The organism is Mesorhizobium sp. WSM3859, from assembly GCF_002295065.1.
In the GTDB taxonomy this organism is placed as follows: domain Bacteria; phylum Pseudomonadota; class Alphaproteobacteria; order Rhizobiales; family Rhizobiaceae; genus Mesorhizobium.
Genome location: NZ_NSGG01000004.1, coordinates 312,033 through 336,435, shown reverse-complemented (window position 1 = coordinate 336,435; position 24,403 = coordinate 312,033). Strand labels below are relative to the sequence as shown.

The window sequence follows — 24,403 nt, the reverse complement described above, 5'->3', positions numbered from 1 at the left end:
GGGATGCGCCGCGGCGGTCGCCGGCGTGTCCTCGCTGGGCTGCTTGGCAGGGAGAAACACCGCGGAATCAGCGGGGAAATCGGGCCCGCGTTTGCCTCGACATCGGCTCTTGGCCCGGTCTATTCTGCCGCCATGGCGCATCTCATTGAACGCGATAGCTGGGCCGAGGCCGCCGATTACTGGAAAGGCGAGTTGGAGTGCGGCCGGTTCGGCTCCAATTCCTGTCTGATCTTCAACTATCAGGAGACGATCGGCGGCGGCCCGCGCCTGCACAAGCACCCCTATGCGGAGATCTTCGTCATCCGCTCCGGCACCGGCCTGTTCACGGTCGGCGACCGGGAGATCAAGGCCACCGCCGGCCAGATCCTGATCGTGCCGCCCGGCACGCCGCACAAATTCAGCAATCTCGGCCCCGGTCCGCTCGAAAGCACCGACATCCACGAGAACGGCCACTTCATCACGGAATGGCTGGAATAGACCATAATCCCGAAAAGTGGGAACCGGTTTTCAGGAAAGATTATGGTCAAAATAAAGAGCGCTTTAGCTGGCGCCCAGCCTGACCAGCACGGCCCTGGGAATGTCGTATTCGCGGATCACCGCGTCGTGCTTGCGCAGACCGCAAAGCTCGCGCTGGATGAAATAGGCGTGGACGGCCGCGGCCGCCTCCTTGAGCAGCCGGTTGCGATGTTCGCCTTCGCCACCCTGGCGCAATCTGGCAAGGGTTTCCTCCACGCGCTGTCCGGCGCGGCCAAGCGCGGCGGCCTTCTCGGCGAGGATTTCGTGGCCGAGCAGGTCGAGCGCGCTTTCCTGCGCGCCTGAGCGTCCGAAATTGGCAGGCATCCGTACCGACATGACGCCGTTCTACTCCGCCGGCCGCGTCTCTGCCAGCGCGCTTTCCTCGTTGAATAGGAAGCCGCCGGACTGCCGTTTCCAGAGCCGCGCATAGAGCCCGTCGAGCGCCACCAGCTCGTCGTGCGTGCCCTGTTCGACGATGCGCCCGCCGTCGAGCACCACCAGCCGGTCAAGTGCTGCGATGGTGGAGAGCCGGTGCGCGATGGCGATCACGGTCTTGTCCTCCATCAGCCGGGTCAGATTCTCCTGGATCGCCGCCTCGATGTCCGAATCGAGCGCCGAGGTCGCCTCGTCGAGGATGAGGATCGGCGCGTCCTTCAGGAAGACGCGCGCGATCGCCACGCGCTGCCGCTGGCCGCCGGAGAGTTTCACGCCGCGCTCGCCGACATAGGCCTCGTAGCCGGCGCGATTTCGGTTGTCGCGCAGCCCCAGGATGAAGTCATGCGCCTCGGCCTTTTTCGCCGCGGCGATCACCTGCGCGTCGGTGGCGTCCGGCATGCCGAGCTTGATGTTGTCGCGCAGCGAGCGGTGGAACAGCGCCGTGTCCTGGCTGACGACGCCGATATTGCCGCGCAGCGAGTTCTGCGTCGCATGGGCGATATCCTGGCCGTCGATCAGGATCCGGCCGCCTTCGAGGTCGTAGAGGCGCAGGATCAGATTGGCCAACGTCGTCTTGCCGGCGCCGGACGGGCCGACAAGGCCGACCTTCTCGCCCGGATGCACGACAAGGTCGATACCGTCGAGCACCCCTGCCCCCTTGCCGTAATGGAAGGTGACGTCGCTGACGTCGATGCGGCCGCCGGTGACGACCAGTTCCTTCGCATCCGGGGCGTCGGTGAGGCCGAGCGGCTGCGAGATCATCGCCTTGGAATTCTCCAGCACACCGAGGTTTCTGAGAATGCCGTTGAGCTGCATCATCACTCTTCCAAGCAGCATGTTGAGCCTGAGGACGAGAGAAAGCGTGAAGGCGACAGCGCCGACCGTGATCGAACCCTCGACCCACAGATAGATGGCGAAGCCGGCGATCACGGTGATCATGACGCCCGACAGCGTCGTCAGCGCCATGCGCACGCCGGTCAGCCGGCGCGTGAACGGACGAAGCGCGTCGAGATAGATGTCGAAACCGTTCCTGATGTAGCGGTCGTCGCCATCCGCCGAGAACAGCTTCAGCGTCTGCACGTTGGAGTAGGAATCGACGATCCGGCCGGTGATCATCGACCCGGCCTCGGCTGTCGCCTCGGCATTCTTGCGGATCTGCGGCAGATAGAGTTTGGCCAGCCAGCCGAACACGGCGATCCAGACCACCACCAGAACCGCCAGCCTGAGGTCCAGGCCGGCGACCAGTGCCAGCGTCGTCACGGTATAGATGATCATGAACCAGATGACCTCGATGAAACTTTCCATCAGGTCGCCCGTCGCCTGCCCCGCCTGCCAGACTTTTGTCGCGATGCGGCCGGCGAAATCGTTCTGGAAGAAGGCATAGGACTGGCGCGAGACATGCCGGTGCGCCTGCCAACGCACCAGATTGTAGAAGCCTGGCGTGATCGTCTGCTCGTCGACCAGCGCGGCCAGTCCGACGACGGCCGTGCGGATGACGAGCACGACCGCGCCCATGAACAAGAGCTCGGGTCCGGCTGCGGTCCACAGCGCATGCCAGCTGCGTTCGCCTGGCAACTGGTCGAGGATATCGACCAGCCTTCCGACGAAATAGAACAGGCCGGCCTCGACCAGCGGCGCGATGCCGCCGATGATCAGCATGGCGAAGAAGGCGAGCTTGGCCTGCCCGACATAGTGCCAGAGGAACCCGCCGACGCCGGCGGGCGGCCGCAGATTGGCGGGCTCGCGGAACGGGTAGACCCAGTGCTCGAACCAACGATAGATGGCCTGCATCATTCGGCAGCTTCACCTTTCGTCGGCAGATCGTCGGCAACCGGCTTTTCCTCCATCAGGAATCCACCCGACTGGCGCCGCCAGAGCTGGGCGTAGAGCCCGCCCTTGGCGATCAGCGCCTCATGCGAGCCGTCCTCGACGATGCGGCCCGTGTCCATGACGACGAGCCGGTCCATCGCCGCGATGGTCGACAGCCGGTGGGCGATGGCGATGACGGTCTTGCCCTGCATGAGCTTGTAGAGGTTCTCCTGGATCGCGGCCTCCACTTCCGAATCGAGCGCGGACGTCGCCTCGTCGAGGATGAGGATCGGCGCGTCCTTCAGCATAACGCGGGCAATTGCGATGCGTTGCCGCTGGCCGCCGGACAGCTTCACCCCGCGCTCGCCGACAAGCGCCTCATAGCCTCTCTGTCCATGCGGATCGGTGAGCCCGGCAATCACATCGTCGATCTGGGCGGCTTTGGCGGCGCTGACCATCGCCTCGTCGCTGGCCGACTGGCGCCCATATTTGAGGTTCTCGCGAACCGACCGGTGCAAGAGCGAGGTGTCCTGGTTGACGAAACCGATCGCCGCGCGAACGCTCTCCTGCGAGACGTTGCGGATGTCCTGCCCATCGATCAGCACCCTGCCGTCCTGCACGTCGAACAGCCGCAGCACGAGATTGACCAGCGTCGACTTGCCGGCCCCCGAACGGCCGATCAGGCCGACCCGCTCGCCGGGCGCGATCTTCAGCGACAGATTGTCGATGACGCCGCCTTTGCCGTCCTTGCGCCAATAGTTGAAGTTCACCCGGTCGAACTCGATGCCGCCGGCAGTCACGACGAGGGCCGGCGCGTCCGGCTGGTCCTGCATGACGATCGGCCGCGCGATCGTCGTCATCGAGTTGCTGGCGACGCCGATCTGCCGGAACACGTTGGCGCCGACATCGAGGATCCTGCCGGAGATGTTGGCGATCTGCAGCGCGAACGGTATCGCCGTCGCCACGGCCGCGGTGGTCATGGCGCCCGCGTTCCAGCCGGCGAGCGCCAGCCAGCTCACGGCAATAAGCAGCGCCGCGTTGAGCAAGAACAAGGCCGACCACATCAGCGTGAAAACGCGCATCAGCTGGTAGAACGTATCGGCGTGCTCGACCACCGCCTGCGAGACATATTTGTCTTCGTGCTCGCCGGTCGAGAATGTCTTGAGCGTCAGGATGTTGGTATAGCTGTCGACCATGCGGCCGCTCACGTGCGACCACCGCTCCGACAATTGGGACGAGCGTTGCGTGATCCTGGGCATCGCGGACCAGAAGATCAGGCAATAAAACACCAGCCACACCGCCACGACAGCCAGGAGGAGCGGGTCGAGCCGCGCCAGCACCACGATGGCGACGGCGACGAAGACCAGCGCATACCAGACGGCGTCGACGGTGAGGTTGACGCTCATCTCCACCGAATCGCCGCTTTGCATGACCTTGGTTCCGATGCGGCCGGCAAAGTCGTTCTGGAAGAAGGACCAGTCCTGGCGCACGACATGCCAATGGCTCTGCCAGCGGATGAGGTCGATGAGATTGGGTGCGATGGCGTGGTTGCGGATCAGCGCATCGACGACCATCGACAGCGGACGCAGCAGCACGACGAGGGCCATCACGACGAGCAGCGGCCCATGCGCGGCGAAGAAATCGCCGGGCTTCGTGCTGGAGAGCAGGCCTACGATCAGACCGACGAAAATCGGCAGCATCGCGTCGACGATCGCCGCCAGGGCAACGATGATCATGCGCAGCCGATAGGCGGCGCGAAACTGCCTTATGAAATACCAGTAGAACCGCCAAAGCCCCATTGGCGGCTGCCGATCGTCGGCCAGCGCCACCGGCGAATAACAGCTTTCGAACCAGGTGAAGATGCGGTCCAACATTTTTCTCTCGTGGAGGCCACAAACCCGCCGGCGCCCGATCTGGTCGCCGGCAGGCCTCTGAGCAGGTCGAGGCAGGGCCTCTGGCCATGCCGTGGTTACGCCCGGGATCGATTCCCGGCAATCGCAGTAACCTTGATGCCAATCGCGATCGCGTTACTCCGCCGCCATTTCGGTCGCCTTGGCGTCGGACTCGGCCGGCCCGTCGTCGAGCAGGAAGCCGCCGGACTGACGCTGCCAGAGCTGGGCATAGAGCCCGCCCCTCGCGACGAGTTCCTCATGCGAGCCTTCCTCGATGATGCGGCCCTTGTCCATGACGACGAGCCTGTCCATCGCCGCGATGGTCGACAGACGGTGCGCGATGGCAATGACGGTCTTGCCCTGCATCAGCTTGTAGAGGTTCTCCTGGATCGCCGCCTCGGCTTCCGAATCGAGCGCCGAGGTTGCCTCGTCGAGGATCAGGATCGGCGCGTCCTTCAGCATGACGCGGGCAATCGCGACGCGCTGCCGCTGGCCGCCGGACAGTTTGACGCCGCGGTCGCCGACATGGGCGTCGAAGCCCTTGCGGCCGTTGTGGTCCGAAAGCCCGCCGATGAAATCGAGCGCCTCCGCCCGCCGCGCCGCCTCGACCAGCATCTCTTCAGTCGCGTCGGGCCGGCCGTAGAGGATGTTCTCCTTCACCGAGCGGTGCAGCAGTGAGGTGTCCTGCGTCACCATGCCGATCTGCGCGCGTAGCGAATCCTGCGTCACCGCCGCGATCTCCTGGCCGTCGACGAGGATCCTGCCGCTTTCGAGGTCGTAGAAGCGCAGCAAAAGGTTGACCAGCGTCGACTTGCCGGCACCGGAACGGCCGACGATGCCGACCTTCTCGCCGGGCTTCACGGTGAGCGACAGGTTCTCGATGACACCTTTCTGCTTGCCGTAATGGAAGCGGATATCCTCGAAGCGGATTTCGCCCTGGCTGACGGTGATGTCCCGGGCGCCCGGCCTGTCTTCGACCAGGCGCGGCAGTGAGATCGAGGCGATGCCGTCCTGCACCGTGCCGATATTCTCGAACAGGCCCGACATTTCCCACATTATCCACTGCGACATGCCCCACATCCGGAGCACCAGGCCGATGACCACGGCCACGGCGCCGATCGTCACCGTCTGGCCGAGCCACAGCCACAGTGAGATCGCCGTCACGGAGAACAAAAGCAGCGAGTTCAGGATGTAGAGCAGGCCATAGAGCACCGTCACCAGCCGCATCGAGCGGTAGACGGTGTCGAGGAAGCTCGCCATGCCTTCCCTGGCAAAGGTCGCCTCGCGGCGCGCGTGGCTGAACAGCTTCACCGTCTGGATGTTGGTGTAGCTGTCGACGACGCGTCCCGTCATGGTCGAGCGCGCATTGGCCTGCTCCTCGCCGACCTTGCCCAGCCGCGGGATGAAAAAGCGCAGGAGCCCGATATAGCCGACCAGCCAGACGGCAAGCGGCGCAGCCAGCCGCCAGTCGGCCGAGCCGACGATGAACAGCATGCCGATGAAATAGACGATGACGTAGTTCAAGACGTCGATCAGCTTGATCACGCATTCGCGCACCGCTAGCGCCGTCTGCATCAGCTTGGTGGCGATGCGGCCGGCGAACTCGTCCTGGTAGAAGGCCATCGACTGCTTGAGCAGATAGCGATGCACCTGCCAGCGGATGCGCATGGGATAATTTCCCATCAGCGTCTGCTGGTTGAGCAGCGAATGCAGCCAGACCGTGCCCGGCAGCGCGAACAGCACGACGAAAGCCATGCCGGCGAGCTTCCAGCTTTCCGTCTGCAGGAAGCTTTCACGGTTCTGCGCCGACAGCCAGTCGACGATGCGGCCGAGGAAGCCGAACATCCAGACCTCGGTGAAGGCGATCGCCGTTACCAGCACCGCATCGACGATGATGTAGGGCCAGGCGCCACGCGTGTAGTGCACGCAGAACCCGACCAGCGTCTTCGGCGGCTCGACCGGCTCCGCGGCGGGAAACGGATCGAGCCTGTTTTCAAACCAGCGGAACATTCCAGGCACTCACGATGCTATGCGCGCTCACGCGGCGCGGGATTGATGGGCAAGGCTTCTTGGCCGCGCGCCGCGACGGGCCGGCGATACGGAATCATCCGCATCGCCGGCCCTGCTTCGCGCAATATAGGGTTTCGCGGGCTTTTCGCCGACAGGCTCGTTCGACGATCCTGGCGCCGCCGCACTTCCCGACGAAAAGCTGGAACCCGCCCGATTCCTGTCGCCTGCCCGGATCAGGCGGATGATCCGACGCACCAGCGTCGGCCGGCTGTGGTCGGGCACGGCGCGCGAGAAATCGACATCCGGCAGCATGCCGCGATGCGGCCTGCGCCGTTCCTCGGCATGTACCGCCGACGAATAGGTCTCGCCGATCAGCAGCGCCCAGGTCGCCGCCTTGCGCTCATGCAGGCTTCTTGACCCCGGTATCTTGTAGGGATCGAACATTGGTCCGTCCTCCATATGCAAATGCGTTAAAAAGGGTGACGCGGCCTCGATCACCGGCATTCGACCGAGGGCGCGAATCGATTCGTTCGGGACCGGACGGCAAGCGTCGATCGGGACGCGGCAAGCGTCGCTCTCGACACATTCGGCTGGGGCGCGGCGCCCCTTTGACAGTTTGAAAAACATCGCAAGATTCCTTCGAAGGCCGAAAACTGGGTTCGGCGGGAATCGGTGCGATGAAGACTTAAAGTGTCAGAAGAATCGTCGTACCGAAACCGCCATTGGGCATAGGAGAGCCCAGGAGAGGCGCTGGATGTGCATGGTCATCATGTGGTCCCCTCCGTTCGGTTCGGGTTGATGATGGTTTGCATATACTCGACTTCGCAGAAAATGGCCACCCGCCAGGCCAGAAATCGCCGAAAGCCGGAGATGCCTGTGGCCGATCTGCCACTTATTAGCAGGATGCGAAAATGAACGATCGTCTCCGCATCGCGCTCTACCAACCGGATATCGCCGGCAATACCGGGACAATCCTGCGCTTCGCCGCCTGCCTCGACATCGGCGTCGATATCATCGAGCCGGCCGGATTCCCGCTCTCCGACCGCGCGCTGAAACGAGCCGGCATGGACTACCTCGAAATGGCGGCGCTTTCCCGCCATGCCGACTGGCACGCCTTCGAGGGATGGCGAAAAGCGCATGCGCGCCGCCTGGTGCTGCTCACCACCAAGGCCACGACCGCCTATACCGGCTTCGCTTTCGCCGCCGGCGACATTCTTCTGTTCGGCCGCGAATCCGCCGGCGTGACGGAACAAGTCCACGAGGCGGTGGATGCCCGACTGACCATTCCAATGCGGGCCGGTGCGCGCAGCATCAATGTCGCGCTGTCGGTCGCCATGGTCGCGGGCGAAGCGCTCCGCCAGATCGGCTAAAGCAATTCCAGGAAAAGCGTGAAACGGTTTTCCGTCCGGAATTGCGTCGGAACAACGAGCCAGCTTTCGCGCTTCCACGCTATCCCGAACCGCCATCCCTTCCGTCGTCGTTCTCACCCAGGCGCACATCGCCTTCTCCTGCAATTGCCCTATCGATATTTCCTGGCTACAAGCTCAACTTAACTTGAGGTCAAGCAGGAATTTGGGAATGGCTCCAGTACGGGAATTAACGGTCGGCCAGGTCGCCATGCGCAGCGGCGTCGCGGTATCGGCGCTGCATTTCTATGAGGCGCGCGGGCTGATCCGCAGCCACCGCACGTCCGGCAACCAGCGGCGCTACAGCCGCGATGTGCTGCGCCGCGTGGCGATCATCCGCGTCGCGCAAGAGGTGGGCATCTCGCTGGCCGGGATCGCCCGAGCGTTCCAGTCCCTGCCCGAAGAACGCACGCCGACGCGCGAGGACTGGAACCTGCTGTCGGCAGCTTGGCGCGACGAGCTCGACCACAAGATCGCCCAGATGAAGAAATTGCGCGACGGCCTGACCGACTGCATCGGCTGCGGTTGCATGTCGATCGACAAGTGCCCGTTGAGGAACAAGGAAGATCGGCTGGCGCGGGAAGGAACGGGCGCGAGGCGGTTGGTGGTGAGTTGATGCTCAATCGGCCGCCGGCAGTCGCCGCATGGTGAATTCGATCACATCGCCTGGGCGTTCGAACCAGCTTTCGATCTCGGTCCAGTAGGCCTGCTTGGGGAAGCGCTCGAACCACTCTTTCGCCTTGAGGCGCGCCGCCGGCCGCGGCAGCACGAAGGTCTCGCGCAGGAACCCATCGCGCGGCAGGTTTGCGCGCTCGGCCCGCGAACGCTCCAGCCTCTTCTTCAAGCCATCCAGCGGCGGTCTTGCCGGGGTGCGCACGAAGGTACTCCTTTGCACCTTGGTCAGACAGGACTTGACCCTTGTCCTTAAGAGATTAGGGATCGCGCGCAGAAAAAACGAGTCATTTGTCAGGCAAGCGGCCTGCGACTGGAGACGGATTTGGAACGACCTGACCTTCCGGTGGGGCTGCCGGCCGACATCGAACAGAAGAAGATGAAGGCCCGCCTCTGGTTCGAAGCGCTGCGCGAGCGTATCTGCGCCACCTTCGAGCAGGTCGAGCAGGAACTCACCGGCCCGCAAGCCTCATGGTCGCCCGGCTATTTCGAAAAGACTCCCTGGGAGCGCGACGAAGGCCGCGGTGGCGGCGGCACCATGTCGATGATGCGCGGCCGCGTCTTCGAAAAGGTCGGCGTGCACACCTCGACCGTCCATGGCGAATTCTCACCCGAATTCAGGAAGCAGATTCCCGGCGCCGAGGAAGACCCGCGCTTCTGGGCGAGCGGCATCTCGCTGATCGCGCACCCTTGGAACCCCAATGTCCCGGCCGTGCACATGAACACGCGCATGGTCGTCACCACGCGCCAGTGGTTCGGCGGCGGCGCCGATCTGACGCCGGTGCTCGACCGCCGCCGCACCCAGGACGATCCCGACACGATCGCCTTCCACCGCGCCATGCAGTTCGCCTGCGAGAAGAACGCCGCCGTCGCCGATTACCCGAAATTCAAGGCTTGGTGCGACGAGTATTTCTTCTTGCCCCACCGCAACGAGCCGCGCGGCATCGGCGGTATCTTCTTCGACTGGCTGCATTCGGACGAGGACAAGGGCGGCTGGAACGCCGATCTCAATTTCGTCCAGGACGTCGGCCGCTCCTTCCTGGTCGTCTATGCCCATCTGGTGCGGGGCAACTTCAACCAAGGCTGGTCCGATGCCGAGCGCGACGAACAGCTGATCCGGCGCGGCCGCTACGTCGAATTCAACTTGCTTCACGATCGCGGCACCATCTTCGGCCTGAAGACCGGCGGCAATGTCGCCTCGATCCTGTCCAGCCTGCCGCCTGAGGTAAAATGGCCGTAACGATCCGGTGAACGCGGCCGTGGCCGCATTGCTGTCCCATTCGTCGAATCTTGGCAGGCAATGTGGCCGGCACGATATCTTTTTCGTCTAATATCCTTTTGAAAAAATTGATTTATTTAAGGTTGCCGGGCCGGGAAGCGCCGGCGGCAAAGGTGGCGATCATCGCTCCCCCGCAGCCGTGACTCGACGCGACTTGACGGCCCTGATCAATGAGGTGCCTGCCAAGCGGGCGCCCACATTCCAGGAGAGCATGCCATGCGCAAGCTTATCGTGACGGCGGCAGCGGCCGCCTTTCTCGCCTCCGGTGGCGCCGCGTTCGCGGCGGTCAAGCACACCACCGGAACCGTGAAGAGCTTTGATGGAACGGCCATGAGCCTAGTTCTCGACGATGGGTCGACCTTCACCCTGTCCAAGGCCTTCAAGGATCCCGGCATTCAGGCCGGTGAGAAGGTTCGCGTGTCCTGGGACATGAGCGGCAAGAAAAAAATCGCCGAAGCCATCAAGATCATGAAGTAACGGCTGGAGCAATTCCAGGAAAACCGCGCGGCGAGGCATAGCAGGCTCAGGCGGCGCGAAGGGCGGAGCACCAGTGCTTCGCCCTTCGTTTCATGCTTTTACCGCGCCGACCGCCCTCGACCACTTCTTCGTGCAACCGAAAGCGGCGGCATGTGTTATTGATATCCATCCGGGCAATCCTGCGAAAACGCGCATCGGCTTTGGGCGGGATTGCATAAAGACAAATGGCTGGAGCGCTCTGGCTGAGCGGCCCCGTCGCGAGGAAAGGAAAATCCCCATGAAGGAATTTCAATGCGGATCGCTGGTTCCCGGCTGTGACTGGCACACGCGCGCCGAGGAAGAAGCGGAGGTCATGCGCCGCGCCGTCGAGCACATGCGTGAAACGCATGGCGAGACCATCATCCGCGAGACGATGATCGAGGCGATCCGCTCGCGCATCCAGAAGGTCCGCGACGCCGCCTAAGCGGCTACATCGCCGAATTCGGACCACGCAAGCCGACAGGCAAGTGCCAAACTTTGGTTCCGGCATGCCCTCTCCGCGGGCGGTCCTTTTGGATCGCCGGCGGAGGCATTTTTCCGCATAATTCAAGCAAATTCTTATATTCGTAGCAGCTTGGATAACTTCCCGGTAACGGTCCGCATGCGACTCTGCCGCATATGATCCGGCCAGAGGCGGCTGCCCGAGGAGCCCTTCGCCATCAAGGCGCTGGCCGGAGTGGTGGGGCGAGGTGCTTCGCGCATGCGCGAGCGGTCCAACATCGGAGCAGGTCTCTGCGCGGCGGCGCTCCTGTCGTGCGCTCTTTCCTTTGCGCCCACGGCAATGGCCCAGGAATGGACGACCTCGCTCGTCGATATCCATCAGGGCTCTCCGCTCAGCGACAAGGCCAGGGGCCTCGGCAACGGCGGCTATGAATTGCAGGGCGGAAGCTGGGTGTCGTTCAACCGATGGTACCACGCGAGCTGGGTCGACATGCATGTCGACTTCCTCACCCAGATCACGCCCGATACGGGCTTTCTCTGGGGGTTCGGCACCGGCGAGCAAGCCGAGAAATACAGCATCGGGCCCAGCCTCAAATTCGGTTTTCTCACCCAGACCCATCCGAGTCCGAACAGCACCCTGTCCCTGTCGGTTACCTCGACCATCGGCGGCGCCCTGACCGAAAAGCCCTGCGTGGCCGACTACGGCGACCTGGGCAGCTACAGCGTCAATTGCCGGCTGGCAGCGGGCGAGGCGTCGCCCGAGGAGACGCTGACGCATCTGGTCAACGCTACACCCGAGAGGCTGCATCTGTGGCTCAACTACCGACTTACGTTCTGATCGCCGGAAAGCCTTCGATGGAAAGTGTTCCGGCGCCCGAATTTCGTGATTCATCCGCCTTCTTGTTTGACCGGGAGTAAGATCATGTCTGGTAATTTCTGGAAGTTCGGCATTGCCGCGGCTTTGGTCCTGCTGCCGGCGTCCATGGCATCGGCGCAGGAAGTGCCCGACGCGGACGAGACGGCTGTGCTGTGCCACGGCGTTCAGTCGATATGCGTAAGCGCCAAGATCCCGGTCGCGGGCACGACGCAGGCCGTGCAGAACTGGATGAGCCCCGACGTCGGCGCCGCATGGGCAGCCGGCTACAAGGGCAGGGGCGTCACCATCACCATGGTCGACGACTTCAGCAGTTCAGATCGCTTTTCTGGCAATTTCGGCATTGGCGTGCAGACGCAGCGGCACGGAGAATGGACGCGCGAGGAGGCGAGCATGATCGCTCCCGCGGCGACCATCCGCTCCAAGGATTTCTCGACGGGCTCGGCCGTCTCGCTGGCCGGCGGCCGCAACGTGCTCAATCTCAGCTACGGCATGTACACCACCGCGGGCTACAGCGTGAATCAGATCTGGTGGGCTCCGGAAGAGGCCTCGATCATCAACTATGCGACCAGGGGAACGGCCGTCGTCTCCAAGGCGGCCGGCAACGACGCGGTCGCCGTGGGTGGCGTCACAGGCGGCCAGCAGGATTATCTCGACCTTGCCCTGATCGGCAAACCGACGGCGATCTTCGTCGGCGCGCTGTCGACAAACGGCACAACGGCCAACAAGGCTGCGCTCGCCTGGTATTCCAATTACGCCGGCTCCGACCCGCTTGTGCAGAGCCACTTCCTGGTGGTCGGCGTCGATGGAAGCAAGACCGGCCTCTACGGCACCTCGTTCGCCGCGCCGATCATCTCAGGCTACGCAGCGATCATCGGCAGCAAATTCACGAAAGCGACGCCGGTTCAGATCACCAATGACCTGCTCAACACGGCCCGCACCGATACGCTGGTGAACTACGATCCGTCGATCTACGGCAAGGGCGAGGCAAGTCTCTCGCGGGCGCTGGCTCCAGTGGCGATACACTGAAAGGGGCGGGTCGCCCGGCCGACTGGAGCAATTTCAGGAAAAGTGTGAGCGGTCAGGCTCGGCGTCTTCGCCGTAGCCTTCCGTCCGGAATTGCATAAAGACAAAGAGATAGAGCGGTTTGCCGTTTGAAACGGTGAAACGCTCTAGGGCTCCAGAGCCTGCGCGGCGCGTTCCATTAGTGCGCCGCGTTCCAGCGTGAAGCCCGACCCGACCCATTCCTTCTCAAGATTCTTCAGCGTGGCGCCGAGCTTCGCCCCCGGTGACGCGCCAAGGCCCGTCAGGTCCGCGCCTTTGATCGGAAACACCGGTTTTGTCCACTTCAGCGTGAAGTTGAGCAGGCGTGAAAGGCCGCCCGCCTCCATCATCGCCTGATTGTCCTCGACGGCACGCGTCCGCGAGGCGGCAAGCGCCAGCCGAATACGATCGAGATAGCCGTCGCGGTCGCCGTAATAGAGTTTCTTGGCCAGTTCGGTCTCGGTCATCTTCGCGTCCGGAGCGATGGTCAGCGCCCAATGCCGCAGGCGGGCGGCCTCGTCATTCGAAAGCCGCAGCCGTTCGCCGAGCGTCTTCATGCGCGCGGCATCGGGCGGGACGATTGCCTCGAGCCGCAGCATCGGATCGGGGGTCCAGCCGAGATCCTTTCCGGTCCTGGCCAGGCCGTGGATGGCATCGATGCCCCATTTCTCGCTTTCCGGAAGCACGGCGGTCAGCACGCCGGCCTGGCGCATCCAGAGCAGGGCGCGCGAAGGGTCCGGAGCCGACAGCAGCTTCTTCAGTTCGGACCAGACGCGTTCGGCCGAAAGCTGGGCAAGCCCCTCCTTCAGCCTGGCGCAGGCCTTCAAGCCTTCGGCGTCGGGCCGGCCGTCGCCATACCAGGCAAAGAAGCGGAAAAAGCGCAGGATGCGCAGATAATCCTCGCGGATGCGCGCCTCCGCGTCGCCGATGAAACGCAGCCGCCGCGCCTCGATATCGGCAATGCCGCCGACAAGATCGACGACTGTGCCGTCGGCGTCCGCGTAGAGCGCGTTGATCGTGAAGTCGCGCCGCTCGGCGTCGGCTTTCCAGTCGCGGCCGAAAATCACCTTTGCGCGGCGGCCGTCGGTCTCGATATCAGCGCGCAGCGTGGTGACTTCATAAGGCTTGCCGCCCGCAATCACGGTGATGGTGCCGTGCTCGATTCCGGTCGGCGCCGTCTTGAAGCCGGCCGCCTCCGCGCGCCGGATGGTCTCTTCGGGCAAGGTCGTCGCGGCGATGTCGATGTCGGCCACGGGTTGGTCAAGCAATGTGTTTCGCACCGCGCCGCCGGCGACGCGCGCCTCCTCGCCGCCTTGCTTCAGCACGGCCAGCAATTGCTGCAGGGCCTTGTCGTCAAGCCAACCGGCCTGGCCCGAGAGGGACACCTCGACGCTCACGCATAAAGCCTTTCATATAGCGTGCGGACGATGCCGGCGGTAACGCCCCAGATGCGCTGGTCGCCATAGGGCATATCGTAGAAGAACCATTCGAGGTCGTTCCAGAAACGGCTGTCGCGCGTGTGGTTGGCCGGGTCCATCAGGAAGCTGAGCGGCACCTCGAAGGCCGCATCGACCTCGTCGGTATTCAGCGTCAGTGAAAAGCCCGGACGCACGACGGCGAGCACCGGCACGATGCGGTAGCCGCTGCCCGACACGTAGTCCGGCATGCGCCCTATGATCTCGATATGGCCGCGATCGAGACCGATCTCCTCAAAGGTCTCGCGCAGCGCCGTGGCCTCAGGGCTCTCGTCAGTCGGGTCTATGGTGCCGCCCGGAAAAGCCACCTGGCCGGAATGGCTGCGCAGCCTCTCGGCGCGCTTGGTGAAGAGCACCATGGCGCCCTCGGCACGGTCGATCACCGGGATCAGCACCGCGGCGTCGCGCAGCGGCTTGACCTGTTCGAGCCTTGGGTGGCCGGGATTGAAGCGATGATCGCCGAAATCCTCGCCAGGGGTGATCGCGGCCTGCGCGGCGGCCCGCGCCCGGAAATCCGCGATCGAAAATGGCGCCCGCGTCACCTGGTCCATCACGCGCTCAGCCGTTTCAGTTTCTCGGCCGGCATGATCGGATAGACCTCGCCGCCCGAGCGGACGGCGAACATCGCCTTGCCGTCGATATCGATCTCCTCGCCATGGCCGACCAGCTCATACATCACCGGCCGCGCCACCAGCGCCTCCAGCCGTCCGCGCACCAGTACGTAGGGTTTCAGCCCGCCGGTTTCGTCCTCGTCGACGAAACGCAGCGGGTGGCCGGGCCCGGCGGCGACGACGTCGCCGACATTGGTGCGGAAGGTGATGACTTGCTCGTCGCCGCTCCCGGACACATCCATTTCGACGGCGATGAAAGGCGCGTCGACGACGCGGATTCCGACCCGCTCGACCGGCGTCACGAGATAGGTCTTTCCGTCGGCATCCTTGCGCAGCACGCTGGAAAAGAGCTGCACCAGCGGCATGCGGCCGATCGGTGTGCCGAGATAGAACCAGGTGCCGTCAGCCTTGATCTCCATGTCGAGGTCGCCGCAGAAGTCCGGATTCCAGCGCTCGACCGGCGCCGGCCCCTTGCCAGCCCGCGCGGCGCGCGAGATCAGCGCCTCCAGGCCGCGCGCCTCGGTGGCGCCAACCAGGCTCTGTTGGCCCAGGTTCTGCTCGCCCGGGCTTTGTTCACGATGTTCGCTGCGTTCGACCATGGTCACGAAATAGTCACTGTTCTCCCGATTGTCAGCCTTGTCCGCCCAAGTCTGTGATTTAAGTTCGAATGCAGGCGCCAGGCGGGGCCGAATCGCGGCATTCTGCAGTATCGAGAATGCAGGCCGGTATTTCCAACCACAAGGATCGAACGGCATGAGCGTGATGATCAAGGAAAGCCCGATCAGCGAGAAAGCGATGATCGAGGAAGCTGAAAAGGCGCTGGCCGACATCTCCAGGGTCCGCGACGCGGTCGGCCGGGTGATCTTCGGCCAGGAAGCAGTCGTCGAGCGCACGCTGGTGGCGCTGCTGGCGGGCGGCCATGCGCTGCTGGTCGGCGTGCCGGGCCTTGCCAAGACCAAGCTGGTCGAGACGCTGGGCATCGTGCTCGGCCTCGATTCGCGCCGCGTCCAGTTCACGCCCGACCTGATGCCGTCGGATATCCTCGGCTCCGAGGTTATGGAGCAGGACGAATTCGGCAAGCGCTCCTTCCGCTTCATCTCCGGGCCGATCTTCACCCAATTGCTGATGGCCGACGAGATCAACCGCGCCTCGCCGCGCACACAGTCGGCGCTGCTGCAGGCAATGCAGGAATACCACGTCACCATAGCCGGCGTCCGCCACGACCTGCCCTCGCCTTTCCACGTGCTGGCGACGCAGAACCCGCTTGAACAGGAGGGCACCTACCCGTTGCCCGAGGCCCAGCTCGACCGCTTCCTGATGCAGGTCGACATCCTTTATCCGGAGATCGATGCAGAGCGCCGCATCCTGCTCGAAACGACCGGCATCGACGAAGCCAAGGCCGACAAGGTGCTGCAGCCGGCGAGACTGAAGGAGATCCAGACGCTGATCCGCCGCATGCCGGTGCCGGAAAGCGTCGTCGAGGCGATCCTCAAGCTGGTGCGTTCGGCGCGGCCCGGCCAGGGCAATGCCGAGACGGACAAGCATGTCGCCTGGGGCCCGGGGCCCCGCGCCAGCCAGGCGCTGACCCTGTGCGCCCGCGCCCGCGCACTATATGATGGAAGATTGGCGCCGTCGGTGGACGACGTGCGTGCCCTGGCCGAACCGGTGCTGCAGCACCGCATGGCGCTGACTTTCGCCGCCCGCGCCGAAGGCACTTCGGTGCGCGACGTGGTGGCGAAGCTGGCAAAAGGCATCTGATGGGTCGAATAGGCGAGGTCCAGGCACCGGTTGCGACGCGCGACGCGCTCGCGCGCGGCCGGTTGCGGGCTTCACTGGTGCCAGACCTGCTGGTCGAGGCGCGCCGTATCGTCAACACGGTGATCGCTGGCTGGCACGGCCGTCGCAAGCGCGGCATCGGCGAGAATTTCTGGCAGTTCCGGCCCTATGTCGAAGGCGATTCCTCACGCATCGACTGGCGCCGCTCGGCCAGGGACGATCATACCTATGTGCGTGACCGCGAATGGGAAGCGGCGCACACGGTCTGGCTCTGGGCCGACCCCTCGCCTTCCATGCTCTACAAATCCGCCGGCGCCGGCGTTTCCAAGGAATCGCGTGCGCTGGTGCTGGCGCTCGCCTTGGCCGAGCTTTTGTCGCGCAGTGGCGAGCGCATCGCCTGGCCGGGCCTGACCGACCCGTTCACCGCCCGCAACGGCGCCGAGCGTATTGCCGCCCAGCTGAGCCACGCCGCCGCGCTGCCGGCCAAGCCCGACCTGTCGGCCATCCGCCGCTTCTGCGACATCGTGCTCGTCAGCGATTTCCTCGATCCGGTCGAGGAAACCATGGCCTGGCTCGACGTGCTCGCGCGCCACGGCGTGCGCGCGCATCTGATCGAGGTCGCCGATCCGGCCGAGGAAACCTTCCCCTATGCCGGCCGCACCGAGTTCACCGATCCGGAGACCGGCGACAAGCTGACCGCCGGCCGCGCCGAGATGCTGGCCGATGAATACCGGCTGTTTTACCGGGCTCGCCGCGAGGAGCTGGCTGCCTGGTGCAAGCGTCTCGGCTGGAGCTACACCGTCAACCACACAGACCGCCTCGCCTCCGAAGCGCTGGTGCGCATCCACATGGCGCTGACCGTGGAAGGCGGTCATGCGGCGTCGATTGCCAATCGAGCCGGAAAGGCGGTCGCATGAGCTGGCTGCCGCTTTCCTTCGGGGCGCCGATGGTTCTGTGGGGCCTCTTGGCGCTGCCTGTGATCTGGTGGCTGCTCAGGCTCACCCCGCCCAAGCCGCAGACGGAAGTTTTTCCGCCGTTGAAAATCCTGGCCCGGGTCCTCAGACGCGAGGAAACCCCGCAGCAAAGCCCGTGGTGGCTGACGCTGCTTCGGCTGCTCATGGCGGCGCTTGTCGTGATGGCGCTGGCCGAGCCGGTCTTCAATCCGCGCGAAAGGCTGCCGGCGGAAGGTTCCGCCCTGGCGCTTGTCATCGACAACAGCTGGGCAAGCGCCGCCGACTGGGGCAAGCGCGTCGCCACCGCCGAGCGGCTGATCGCCGACGCCGGATCGAACGGCGTGCCGATCGTCATCGCCTTCACCGCCGAGAAGCCCAATGCCGAGATCGGCCCCTTCGATGCCTCGGCCGCGCTCGACCATCTGCGCGCCGCCAAGCCGCGGCCGGTTCCGACTGACCGTCCGGCCGTCTACGCCCGCGTCGCCGCCGCGCTGGAGCGCCTGCCCGGTGCCAGCATTGCCGTGCTCTCCGATGGCCTTGCCGCCAAAGGCGACGACGCCGCGTTCAAGACACTGCTCGAAAAGAACGCGAAGCGGCTGGTCTGGGCCACGTCCGACCGGCTCTCCCTGACCGGCCTGATTGGCACCGACAACCAGGTCGACGGCTTCGCCTTGACCGCCATCCGCGCGCCGGGCGATCCGGCGCCTGCGCAGGTCACGGCCGGCGCCTTCGACGACAAGGGCCGCCGTATCGCCGATGCGACCCTGACCTTTGCGCCCGGCGAAGCCACCGCCACGGCCACGATGGCGGTCCCCTTCGAGCTGCGCAACGACTTCGCCTCGATCGCGCTCGACGGCGAGCACCAGGCCGGCGCCGTGCGCGTCCTAGACGAGAGCTCCAAACGCCGCCGCGTCGGCCTTCTGTCGCAGACCGAGGCCGACCAGGCGCAGCCGCTTCTGTCGCCGCTCTACTATATCCGCCGCGCCCTCCAGCCTTTTGCCGATCTGGTCGAGCCGTCGAGCGCCGACCTTGCCGACGCCATTCCGCAGCTTCTCGACCAGAAGCCGGCGATGATCATCATGGCCGATGTCGGCACCATCCCGGAGCAGGTCAAGCAGCGGCTGGTCGACTGGGTCGACAAGGGCGGCACCCTGGTGCGGTTTGCCGGCCCGCGTCTTGCCGCGGCCGGCAATGACGACGACCTTTTGCCTGTACGGTTGCGCAGCGGCGAGCGGGCGCTAGGCGGCGCGCTGTCCTGGACGACGCCGCAGGCGGTCACCGAATTCCCGAAGAACGGTCCCTTCGCCGACCTTTCCCCGCCCTCCGAGGTGACGGTCAGCCGGCAGGTTCTGGCCGAGCCGACGCCCGACATCGTCGAGCGCACCTGGGCCACGCTTGCCGACGGCACGCCGTTGGTGACGGGCATGAAGAAGGACAAGGGCACGCTGGTGCTCTTCCATGTCACGCCGGAGGCGACCTGGTCGAACCTGCCGATCTCCGGCACCTTTGTCGAGATGCTGCGGCGCGTCGTGCAGCTGTCGCGCAACCAGGGCGCGGCGATCGCCAATGCCGAAGCCACCGCTGCGTCGCTGGCACCTTACCGCATGATCGGCGCCGACGGCATGCTCACACCGCCCTCGCCCGATTCCCGGCCGCTGGTGCCCGGCGCCGGCCCGCTGCCGGTGACGCTGGAGAACCCGCCCGGCCTTTACGGCTCCGAGACGGGCGTCTTCGCGCATAATCTTCTCGATGCGTCGAGCACCTTCGCGCCGCTGGTGCGCCCACAGGTTTCGCTGCCGGTGAGCGCCATCCCCTATGCCTTCGACGAGTCGGAGAACCTCAAGGGCCCGCTGGTCGCCGTCGCGCTCCTGTTGATGGCGCTCGACACCTTGGCCGTGTTCTGGATGGGCGGCCTGCTGGCGCGCCGGCCGCGCCGCACGGCCGTGGCGACCACAGCCGCCGTTCTGGTCGTGCTGGGCGGCCTCATCGGCCACGCCGATCTCGCCCGCGCCGACGATTCGAAGCCAGGCGACGCCCAGGCGATCGACGACATTTCGAAAACCCGCATCGCCTATGTCATCACCGGCGAGCCCGGCGTCGATTCGATCAGCCGTGCCGGCCTTGAAGGCCTGACCCGTTTCCTGATCGAGAAGACCGCGCTCGAGCCCGGCCCGCCCGCCGGCGTCGACATCGCCAAGGACGAGCTGTCCTTCTTTCCTCTGATCTATTGGCCGATCGACGCCTCGGCGCCGATGCCCAGCCAGGCGGCGATCGCCCGCATCGATGCCTATATGCAGCAGGGCGGCACGGTCCTGTTCGACACGCGCGACCAGTTCTCCAACGGCATCGGCGCCGGCTCGGCGAGCCCGGCGACCGAGCGGCTGCGCGACATCCTCGCCAATCTCAACGTGCCACCGCTGGAACCGGTGCCGTCGGACCACGTGCTGACCAAATCCTTCTTCATCCTTCCGGAGTTCCCCGGCCGCTTCAGCGGCAGCCCGCTCTGGGTCGAGGCCTCGCTCGACGCCAGCAACACCGAGAACCGTCCCGTGCGCACCGGCGACGGCGTCTCGCCGATCATGATCACCGCCAATGATTTCGCCGGCGCCTGGGCGGTCGACGAGAACGGCGATCCGATGCTGCCGACCGTGCCGCCGGACCCGATGCAGCGCGTCTACGCGCTACGCGCTGGCGTCAACATCATGATGTACATGCTGACCGGCAATTACAAATCCGACCAGGTGCACGTACCCGTGCTGCTCGAACGGCTGGGGCAGTAGGTCATGAACTGGTCGATCTCCTTCGAACCGCTCGTCTCGTGGCCGCTCTTCGGCCTGCTCTTCGTGCCGTTGCTGCTGTTGGCGCTGGTCGGCCTGTGGTTCCGCCAGCGCGGCTCGACATTGCGCTTCATCGCGCTGCTCGCCCTTGCCGCGGCTTTGCTCAACCCGGTGTTCCTGGCCGAGGAGCGCGAGGCGCTGAAAAGCGTCGTTGCGCTTATCGTCGACCGCAGCCAGAGCCAGGGTATCGGCGACCGCAGCAAGCAGACCGACGAGGCGCTGGCCGGGATGCAGGAGCGTCTCGGCCGCTTCAAGCAATTCGATGTCCGCGTCGTCGAGGCCGGCAAGTCCGAAGCCGCCGACGAACGCACCGAAACCAGGCTGTTCAGCGCGTTGGAGGGCACCTTCCGCGACGTGCCGCCATCGCGCATCGGCGGCGCGATCATGATCACCGACGGCGAGGTGCATGACGCACCCGGCGGAACGCCGGAATTCAACGCGCCGCTGCATGCGCTGATTACCGGCAGCGAGCATGAGAAGGACCGCCGCATCCGCTTCGAGAACGCGCCGCGCTTCGGCCTCGTCGGCAAGCCGCTCGACATGACCTACCGCGTCATTTCGACGGAAGGCAATGGCGCTCCGGTGGATGTGCGGGTCTCGGTCAATGGCGAGCAGGTCTCGGTCGAGCACGCGACCGTCGGCCAGCCGATGAAGCTCTCGATCACCATTCCCAATGCCGGCCGCAACATCGTCCAGCTCGGCATCGACCGCGAGCCCGGCGAGTTGACGGACGCCAACAACTGGGCGATCGCCCTGGTCGACGGCATCCGTGAGAACCTGCGCGTGCTCTTGGTCTCCGGCGAGCCGCATGCCGGCGAGCGCACCTGGCGCAACCTTTTGAAGTCGGACGCGTCGGTCGATCTCGTCCACTTCACCATTCTGCGCCCGCCGGAAAAGCAGGACGGCACGCCGATCAACGAGCTGTCGCTGATCGCTTTCCCGACGCGCGAGCTGTTCGTTGAGAAGATCAAGGATTTCGACCTGATCATCTTCGACCGCTACCAGCACCGCGACGTACTGCCGATCCTCTATTACGACTACATCTCCGAATATGTCGAAAAGGGCGGCGCGCTGCTGATTGCCGCGGGTCCCGAATATGCCGGCGAGAACTCCATCGCCCGCACGCCGCTCAACGCCGCGCTGCCGGCCATGCCGACCGGCGAAGTGGTGGACAAGGCCTTCTATCCGCGCCTGACCGATCTCGGCCAGCGCCATCCGGTGACGCGTGGGCTCGACGGCTCGGCGAGCGAGCCGCCGCATTGGAGCCGCTGGTTCCGCACCATAGGCGTCAAGAATCCGGAAGGCGAAGTGGTGATGAAGGGCGCCGACGACCGGCCGCTGCTCCTGCTCGACCGCAAGGGTGAAGGCCGTGTCGGCATGCTGCTCTCCGACCAGGGGTGGCTGTGGGCGCGCGGTTTCGAAGGCGGCGGCCCGCATGTCCAGCTCTACCGGCGCATCGCCCATTGGCTGATGAAGGAGCCGGAGCTGGAAGAGGAACGGCTGACCGCCGACGGCCGTGGCATGATGCTTGAAATCCGACGCCAGACGATGAGCGACGATCCGGGTCCCGCTCAGGTGATCACGCCGTCAGGCAAGACGGTGACGGTGAAGCTCGAGAAAGCCGAGCCCGGCACCTTCACCGGCAGCCTGCGGACCAGCGAGATCGGCCTATACCAGATCGGCAATGGCGATCTCACCGCGCTTGCCCATGTTGGCCCGATCAACGCGCCGGAGTTCTCCGACGTGATCTCGACCGAGGATCGGCTGAAGGCACCGGCCGAAGCGACCGGCGGCAGCGTTCGGCGGCTGGCCCCGTCATCCACCCTCGCAAATCTCGCCGGCGGCGTGACGCTGCCCTCGATCGTGCCGGTCCGCTCCTCGGCGGCGGCTTCGGGTGACGACTGGATCGGCCTGCGCACCACCGACGACAGCACCCTGAAGGCCGTGTCGCGCGTGCCGCTGTTCGGCGGCTTCCTCGGCCTCGGCCTCCTGCTGCTCGCCATCGGCTCGATGTGGTATCGCGAGGGGCGGTGAGTTTCTTACCTCTCCCCTTGTTGTGGGAGAGGTCGGATTGCCCCGATTTGTCTTTCACAAATCGGCTGGCAATCCGGTGAGGGGTAAGCTTGGCGCCAAGCTGGAACACATCTCATCCGTCTCGGCGCTGCGCGCCGATCCACCTTCTCCAGCAAGGGGAGAAGGAAAGGCGCCTGCCCCTACTCTTCCGGTTCGACGGTGAACAGCAGCGGATAGCCCTTGGCCTTGCCGGCGTCAGTCGCCCGCGTCGCCTTGGTTTCGGCGACATCCTTGGTGAACACCGCGACCACGCAGACGCCGCGCGTATGCGCCGTGATCATCACACGATGCGCCTGGTCCTCGCTGAGCTTGAACTCGCCTTTGAGCACAGTGACGACGAATTCGCGCGGCGTGAAATCGTCATTGATCAGGATGACCTTGTAGAGCTTTGGCCGCTCTGTTTTCGGCTGCGTCTTGGTGCGCGGTTTGAGGACTGTTTCAGGCATCGGCGTCCGCCAGTTGGGAACCAGGCAATTCCAGGAAGAGTGCTCGCGGTTTTCCGTCCGCAATTGCGCGGAGCTTAACCCATTTGCCGCCGTGGTGGCGGGCGAGCGCTCGGCCTTATGTGGGAGAGCGTTGTTTACGGTTCAACGGCCCTGCCGACGCATTGTTGTGCCGGACCTGCCGGAGCCGCCATCATCCATGCGGGAACCACGCTCCATGAATGCCGTGATCATCCAGGCGGCGAAGCCGACCAGGGTTATGCCGGTCAGCACGAGCAGAATCCACGACTGCGTCGGCGTGATGTAGTCGAAGCTTGAAGAGATCAGCGGAGCAAAGAGCTCGGGCTCGGTCCTGCCGCTGGCGGGATCCGGCACAGGGCTTGCGGTAAAGATGATCAACGATCGCACGGCCGCGGTGACGATCAGGCCGCCGAGTGTCAGCGAACGCATCCGGGACGAAAACCGCTTCTTCATGCGGATTGTCCTACAGCACCGGCATTGCAATCAAGTTAAGCGTGTGTGGCGGAAACTGCCGATTGAGAAGGCTTCCGTCGCGCGTAAGCCGCCCCGGCTTGAGCCGGAGCGGCTTTGTAAGATGGAATGCCGAAGCCTGGATCAGGTCTTCGGAGCGTCCTTCTTCTCGGTCTTCTTGACGACCTTCTTCGTGGGGGCCTTCTTGTGCTTCTTGGCCGCGACTTTCTTCACCGGCTTGGCCGTGGCATCGGCCGGGGCGGTCGTGGTCGTCGAGGCAGCCGGGGCGGCGGTCGTGGTGGCGGCGGCGTTGCCGAGAGCCGGCATCGCGAAAGCGAGAGCAACACCGAGGCCGAGGGCGGAGAGGATGGACTTCTTCATGGCTTCATTTCCTTTTTCTTGCAGATCTGGATGAGCGTCACTGAACGGGATCGATCGGCGTCACTCCAAGCAGCTTCAAAGCGTTTGCGAGCATCCGGATTCCCTGTGCCTGTTTCTTGTTGGCGCAGAACCGGTTTCCCTTTCTTTGCAGTGCTTTCGCCGCGGTGACCTGCGTTGCCGCGGCATGGGTTTCGAGGGCTTCGTCAACCTGACGGCTCAGATTGGTGCAGCGCTCGGTCCGGGTGAGCGGTGGCGCGACCTTTGCGGTTGAGGCGCCGGCCGCGGCGGTGATGAGCGATATGCTGAGCAAAGCACCCATCACGCTGATCCAGAACCTCTGCATTGGTCTCGTCCGTTACTCCGGAAACTTGCGTCGCAGCCGATGACCTGACCGCCACGGCACCGGTTATGACCTTGAAATTTTTCACCAGTTTTTCCCGACTGTAGAATTTTGTTTCTGGATTGTTTCTGGGGAATCCGGCTGGGGCG

General features: G+C 64.6%; 25 protein-coding genes. 12 read left to right on the top strand and 13 right to left on the bottom strand.

The window, feature by feature from the left end; genetic code table 11:
* Positions 1 to 132 precede the first annotated feature (132 nt).
* Positions 133 to 477 (top strand): cupin domain-containing protein, encoded by a 345-nt coding sequence (locus tag CK230_RS11550; RefSeq protein WP_095817500.1) that lies wholly within the window; start codon positions 133 to 135, stop codon positions 475 to 477.
* A gap of 63 nt (positions 478 to 540) precedes the next feature.
* Here the strand turns inward: CK230_RS11550 and CK230_RS11545 are convergent, their stop codons facing one another.
* The 5 genes from CK230_RS11545 to CK230_RS11525 form a co-directional block, all read right to left on the bottom strand.
* Positions 541 to 852, bottom strand: coding sequence for a DUF6665 family protein (locus CK230_RS11545; RefSeq protein WP_095817282.1), 312 nt, complete (start codon positions 850 to 852; stop codon positions 541 to 543).
* A gap of 9 nt (positions 853 to 861) precedes the next feature.
* Positions 862 to 2,745, bottom strand: a complete 1,884-nt coding sequence (locus CK230_RS11540) for an ABC transporter ATP-binding protein (protein ID WP_095817281.1) — start codon at positions 2,743 to 2,745, stop codon at positions 862 to 864.
* Entirely contained in the window at positions 2,742 to 4,634 is a 1,893-nt protein-coding gene (locus CK230_RS11535) for an ABC transporter ATP-binding protein (RefSeq protein WP_095817280.1), read from the bottom strand. Before CK230_RS11535 ends, CK230_RS11540 begins: the two co-directional genes overlap by 4 nt.
* Before the next feature lie 153 nt (positions 4,635 to 4,787).
* Positions 4,788 to 6,662, bottom strand: coding sequence for an ABC transporter ATP-binding protein (locus CK230_RS11530; RefSeq protein ID WP_095817279.1), 1,875 nt, complete (start codon positions 6,660 to 6,662; stop codon positions 4,788 to 4,790).
* A 27-nt stretch (positions 6,663 to 6,689) separates the two neighbouring features.
* Positions 6,690 to 7,106: a hypothetical protein gene (locus CK230_RS11525; RefSeq protein WP_245429885.1), complete on the bottom strand. Its 417-nt coding sequence runs from the start codon at positions 7,104 to 7,106 to the stop codon at positions 6,690 to 6,692.
* Positions 7,107 to 7,573: 467 nt separating this feature from the next.
* Between CK230_RS11525 and CK230_RS11520 the strand changes: the two genes are divergently transcribed.
* Positions 7,574 to 8,032 carry a tRNA (cytidine(34)-2'-O)-methyltransferase gene (locus tag CK230_RS11520; protein ID WP_095817277.1) on the top strand — a complete coding sequence of 153 codons (459 nt, stop codon included), beginning with the start codon at positions 7,574 to 7,576 and terminating at the stop codon, positions 8,030 to 8,032.
* 208 nt (positions 8,033 to 8,240) lie between these two features.
* The gene (soxR, locus tag CK230_RS11515) at positions 8,241 to 8,684 is read left to right on the top strand and encodes a redox-sensitive transcriptional activator SoxR (protein WP_095817276.1); all 444 of its coding nucleotides are present in this window, start codon (positions 8,241 to 8,243) and stop codon (positions 8,682 to 8,684) included.
* A gap of 3 nt (positions 8,685 to 8,687) precedes the next feature.
* Here soxR and CK230_RS11510 read toward each other — a convergent pair whose 3' ends face one another.
* Positions 8,688 to 8,945, bottom strand: a complete 258-nt coding sequence (locus CK230_RS11510) for a hypothetical protein (RefSeq protein WP_042639873.1) — start codon at positions 8,943 to 8,945, stop codon at positions 8,688 to 8,690.
* Between the two features lie 120 nt (positions 8,946 to 9,065).
* Between CK230_RS11510 and hemF the strand changes: the two genes are divergently transcribed.
* The 5 genes from hemF (at position 9,066) to CK230_RS11485 (ending at position 12,879) form a co-directional block, all read left to right on the top strand.
* Positions 9,066 to 9,980: an oxygen-dependent coproporphyrinogen oxidase gene (gene hemF / locus CK230_RS11505; protein ID WP_095817275.1), complete on the top strand. Its 915-nt coding sequence runs from the start codon at positions 9,066 to 9,068 to the stop codon at positions 9,978 to 9,980.
* A 255-nt stretch (positions 9,981 to 10,235) separates the two neighbouring features.
* Entirely contained in the window at positions 10,236 to 10,496 is a 261-nt protein-coding gene (locus tag CK230_RS11500) for a DUF1344 domain-containing protein (RefSeq protein WP_095817274.1), read from the top strand.
* A gap of 277 nt (positions 10,497 to 10,773) precedes the next feature.
* Positions 10,774 to 10,959 (top strand): DUF1059 domain-containing protein, encoded by a 186-nt coding sequence (locus CK230_RS11495; protein ID WP_040989704.1) that lies wholly within the window; start codon positions 10,774 to 10,776, stop codon positions 10,957 to 10,959.
* A gap of 276 nt (positions 10,960 to 11,235) precedes the next feature.
* Positions 11,236 to 11,814, top strand: coding sequence for a hypothetical protein (locus tag CK230_RS11490; RefSeq protein WP_095817273.1), 579 nt, complete (start codon positions 11,236 to 11,238; stop codon positions 11,812 to 11,814).
* 84 nt (positions 11,815 to 11,898) lie between these two features.
* Positions 11,899 to 12,879 carry a S8 family serine peptidase gene (locus CK230_RS11485; protein WP_095817272.1) on the top strand — a complete coding sequence of 327 codons (981 nt, stop codon included), beginning with the start codon at positions 11,899 to 11,901 and terminating at the stop codon, positions 12,877 to 12,879.
* A gap of 143 nt (positions 12,880 to 13,022) precedes the next feature.
* Here the strand turns inward: CK230_RS11485 and CK230_RS11480 are convergent, their stop codons facing one another.
* Genes CK230_RS11480 through CK230_RS11470 form a run of 3 tightly spaced genes read right to left on the bottom strand, consistent with a single transcriptional unit; the run spans position 13,023 to position 15,579 of the window.
* Positions 13,023 to 14,291: a CCA tRNA nucleotidyltransferase gene (locus tag CK230_RS11480; RefSeq protein WP_095817271.1), complete on the bottom strand. Its 1,269-nt coding sequence runs from the start codon at positions 14,289 to 14,291 to the stop codon at positions 13,023 to 13,025.
* Positions 14,288 to 14,920 (bottom strand): CoA pyrophosphatase, encoded by a 633-nt coding sequence (locus CK230_RS11475; RefSeq protein WP_095817270.1) that lies wholly within the window; start codon positions 14,918 to 14,920, stop codon positions 14,288 to 14,290. Before CK230_RS11475 ends, CK230_RS11480 begins: the two co-directional genes overlap by 4 nt.
* A complete protein-coding gene (locus CK230_RS11470) occupies positions 14,920 to 15,579 on the bottom strand; it encodes a DUF1285 domain-containing protein (protein ID WP_095817499.1) in 660 nt (219 codons plus the stop codon). Before CK230_RS11470 ends, CK230_RS11475 begins: the two co-directional genes overlap by 1 nt.
* A 154-nt stretch (positions 15,580 to 15,733) precedes the next feature.
* On the opposite strand from CK230_RS11470, the gene CK230_RS11465 reads away from it, so the two are divergent.
* Genes CK230_RS11465 through CK230_RS11450 form a run of 4 tightly spaced genes read left to right on the top strand, consistent with a single transcriptional unit; the run spans position 15,734 to position 22,580 of the window.
* Positions 15,734 to 16,738, top strand: a complete 1,005-nt coding sequence (locus CK230_RS11465) for a MoxR family ATPase (protein WP_095817269.1) — start codon at positions 15,734 to 15,736, stop codon at positions 16,736 to 16,738.
* The gene (locus CK230_RS11460) at positions 16,738 to 17,673 is read left to right on the top strand and encodes a DUF58 domain-containing protein (protein ID WP_095817268.1); all 936 of its coding nucleotides are present in this window, start codon (positions 16,738 to 16,740) and stop codon (positions 17,671 to 17,673) included. Before CK230_RS11465 ends, CK230_RS11460 begins: the two co-directional genes overlap by 1 nt.
* The gene (locus tag CK230_RS11455; RefSeq protein ID WP_095817267.1) at positions 17,670 to 20,489 is read left to right on the top strand and encodes a DUF4159 domain-containing protein; all 2,820 of its coding nucleotides are present in this window, start codon (positions 17,670 to 17,672) and stop codon (positions 20,487 to 20,489) included. The genes CK230_RS11460 and CK230_RS11455 overlap by 4 nt, the downstream gene beginning before the upstream one ends.
* 3 nt (positions 20,490 to 20,492) lie before the next feature.
* A complete protein-coding gene (locus CK230_RS11450) occupies positions 20,493 to 22,580 on the top strand; it encodes a hypothetical protein (protein ID WP_095817266.1) in 2,088 nt (695 codons plus the stop codon).
* Positions 22,581 to 22,759: 179 nt separating this feature from the next.
* Here the strand turns inward: CK230_RS11450 and clpS are convergent, their stop codons facing one another.
* The 4 genes from clpS to CK230_RS11430 form a co-directional block, all read right to left on the bottom strand.
* On the bottom strand, positions 22,760 to 23,065 hold the full coding sequence (clpS, locus tag CK230_RS11445; protein WP_095817265.1) for an ATP-dependent Clp protease adapter ClpS: 306 nt from the start codon (positions 23,063 to 23,065) through the stop codon (positions 22,760 to 22,762).
* Positions 23,066 to 23,206: 141 nt separating this feature from the next.
* Positions 23,207 to 23,536 carry a hypothetical protein gene (locus CK230_RS11440; RefSeq protein WP_095817264.1) on the bottom strand — a complete coding sequence of 110 codons (330 nt, stop codon included), beginning with the start codon at positions 23,534 to 23,536 and terminating at the stop codon, positions 23,207 to 23,209.
* Positions 23,537 to 23,677: 141 nt separating this feature from the next.
* Complete coding sequence (locus CK230_RS11435; RefSeq protein ID WP_095817263.1) at positions 23,678 to 23,914, bottom strand: hypothetical protein; 237 nt, start codon at positions 23,912 to 23,914, stop codon at positions 23,678 to 23,680.
* A gap of 37 nt (positions 23,915 to 23,951) precedes the next feature.
* A complete protein-coding gene (locus CK230_RS11430; RefSeq protein ID WP_041004486.1) occupies positions 23,952 to 24,257 on the bottom strand; it encodes a hypothetical protein in 306 nt (101 codons plus the stop codon).
* Positions 24,258 to 24,403: the final 146 nt, after the last annotated feature.

Coding starts and splice junctions, on each gene's coding strand:
- CK230_RS11550 (WP_095817500.1), top strand. CDS start 133: ATGGCGCATCTCATTGAACGCGATAGCTGGGCCGAGGCCGCCGATTAC.
- CK230_RS11545 (WP_095817282.1), bottom strand. CDS start 852: ATGTCGGTACGGATGCCTGCCAATTTCGGACGCTCAGGCGCGCAGGAA.
- CK230_RS11540 (WP_095817281.1), bottom strand. CDS start 2,745: ATGATGCAGGCCATCTATCGTTGGTTCGAGCACTGGGTCTACCCGTTC.
- CK230_RS11535 (WP_095817280.1), bottom strand. CDS start 4,634: ATGTTGGACCGCATCTTCACCTGGTTCGAAAGCTGTTATTCGCCGGTG.
- CK230_RS11530 (WP_095817279.1), bottom strand. CDS start 6,662: ATGTTCCGCTGGTTTGAAAACAGGCTCGATCCGTTTCCCGCCGCGGAG.
- CK230_RS11525 (WP_245429885.1), bottom strand. CDS start 7,106: ATGTTCGATCCCTACAAGATACCGGGGTCAAGAAGCCTGCATGAGCGC.
- CK230_RS11520 (WP_095817277.1), top strand. CDS start 7,574: ATGAACGATCGTCTCCGCATCGCGCTCTACCAACCGGATATCGCCGGC.
- soxR (WP_095817276.1), top strand. CDS start 8,241: ATGGCTCCAGTACGGGAATTAACGGTCGGCCAGGTCGCCATGCGCAGC.
- CK230_RS11500 (WP_095817274.1), top strand. CDS start 10,236: ATGCGCAAGCTTATCGTGACGGCGGCAGCGGCCGCCTTTCTCGCCTCC.
- CK230_RS11495 (WP_040989704.1), top strand. CDS start 10,774: ATGAAGGAATTTCAATGCGGATCGCTGGTTCCCGGCTGTGACTGGCAC.
- CK230_RS11490 (WP_095817273.1), top strand. CDS start 11,236: ATGCGCGAGCGGTCCAACATCGGAGCAGGTCTCTGCGCGGCGGCGCTC.
- CK230_RS11485 (WP_095817272.1), top strand. CDS start 11,899: ATGTCTGGTAATTTCTGGAAGTTCGGCATTGCCGCGGCTTTGGTCCTG.
- CK230_RS11475 (WP_095817270.1), bottom strand. CDS start 14,920: ATGGACCAGGTGACGCGGGCGCCATTTTCGATCGCGGATTTCCGGGCG.
- CK230_RS11470 (WP_095817499.1), bottom strand. CDS start 15,579: ATGGTCGAACGCAGCGAACATCGTGAACAAAGCCCGGGCGAGCAGAAC.
- CK230_RS11465 (WP_095817269.1), top strand. CDS start 15,734: ATGAGCGTGATGATCAAGGAAAGCCCGATCAGCGAGAAAGCGATGATC.
- CK230_RS11460 (WP_095817268.1), top strand. CDS start 16,738: ATGGGTCGAATAGGCGAGGTCCAGGCACCGGTTGCGACGCGCGACGCG.
- CK230_RS11455 (WP_095817267.1), top strand. CDS start 17,670: ATGAGCTGGCTGCCGCTTTCCTTCGGGGCGCCGATGGTTCTGTGGGGC.
- CK230_RS11450 (WP_095817266.1), top strand. CDS start 20,493: ATGAACTGGTCGATCTCCTTCGAACCGCTCGTCTCGTGGCCGCTCTTC.
- clpS (WP_095817265.1), bottom strand. CDS start 23,065: ATGCCTGAAACAGTCCTCAAACCGCGCACCAAGACGCAGCCGAAAACA.
- CK230_RS11440 (WP_095817264.1), bottom strand. CDS start 23,536: ATGAAGAAGCGGTTTTCGTCCCGGATGCGTTCGCTGACACTCGGCGGC.
- CK230_RS11435 (WP_095817263.1), bottom strand. CDS start 23,914: ATGAAGAAGTCCATCCTCTCCGCCCTCGGCCTCGGTGTTGCTCTCGCT.
- CK230_RS11430 (WP_041004486.1), bottom strand. CDS start 24,257: ATGCAGAGGTTCTGGATCAGCGTGATGGGTGCTTTGCTCAGCATATCG.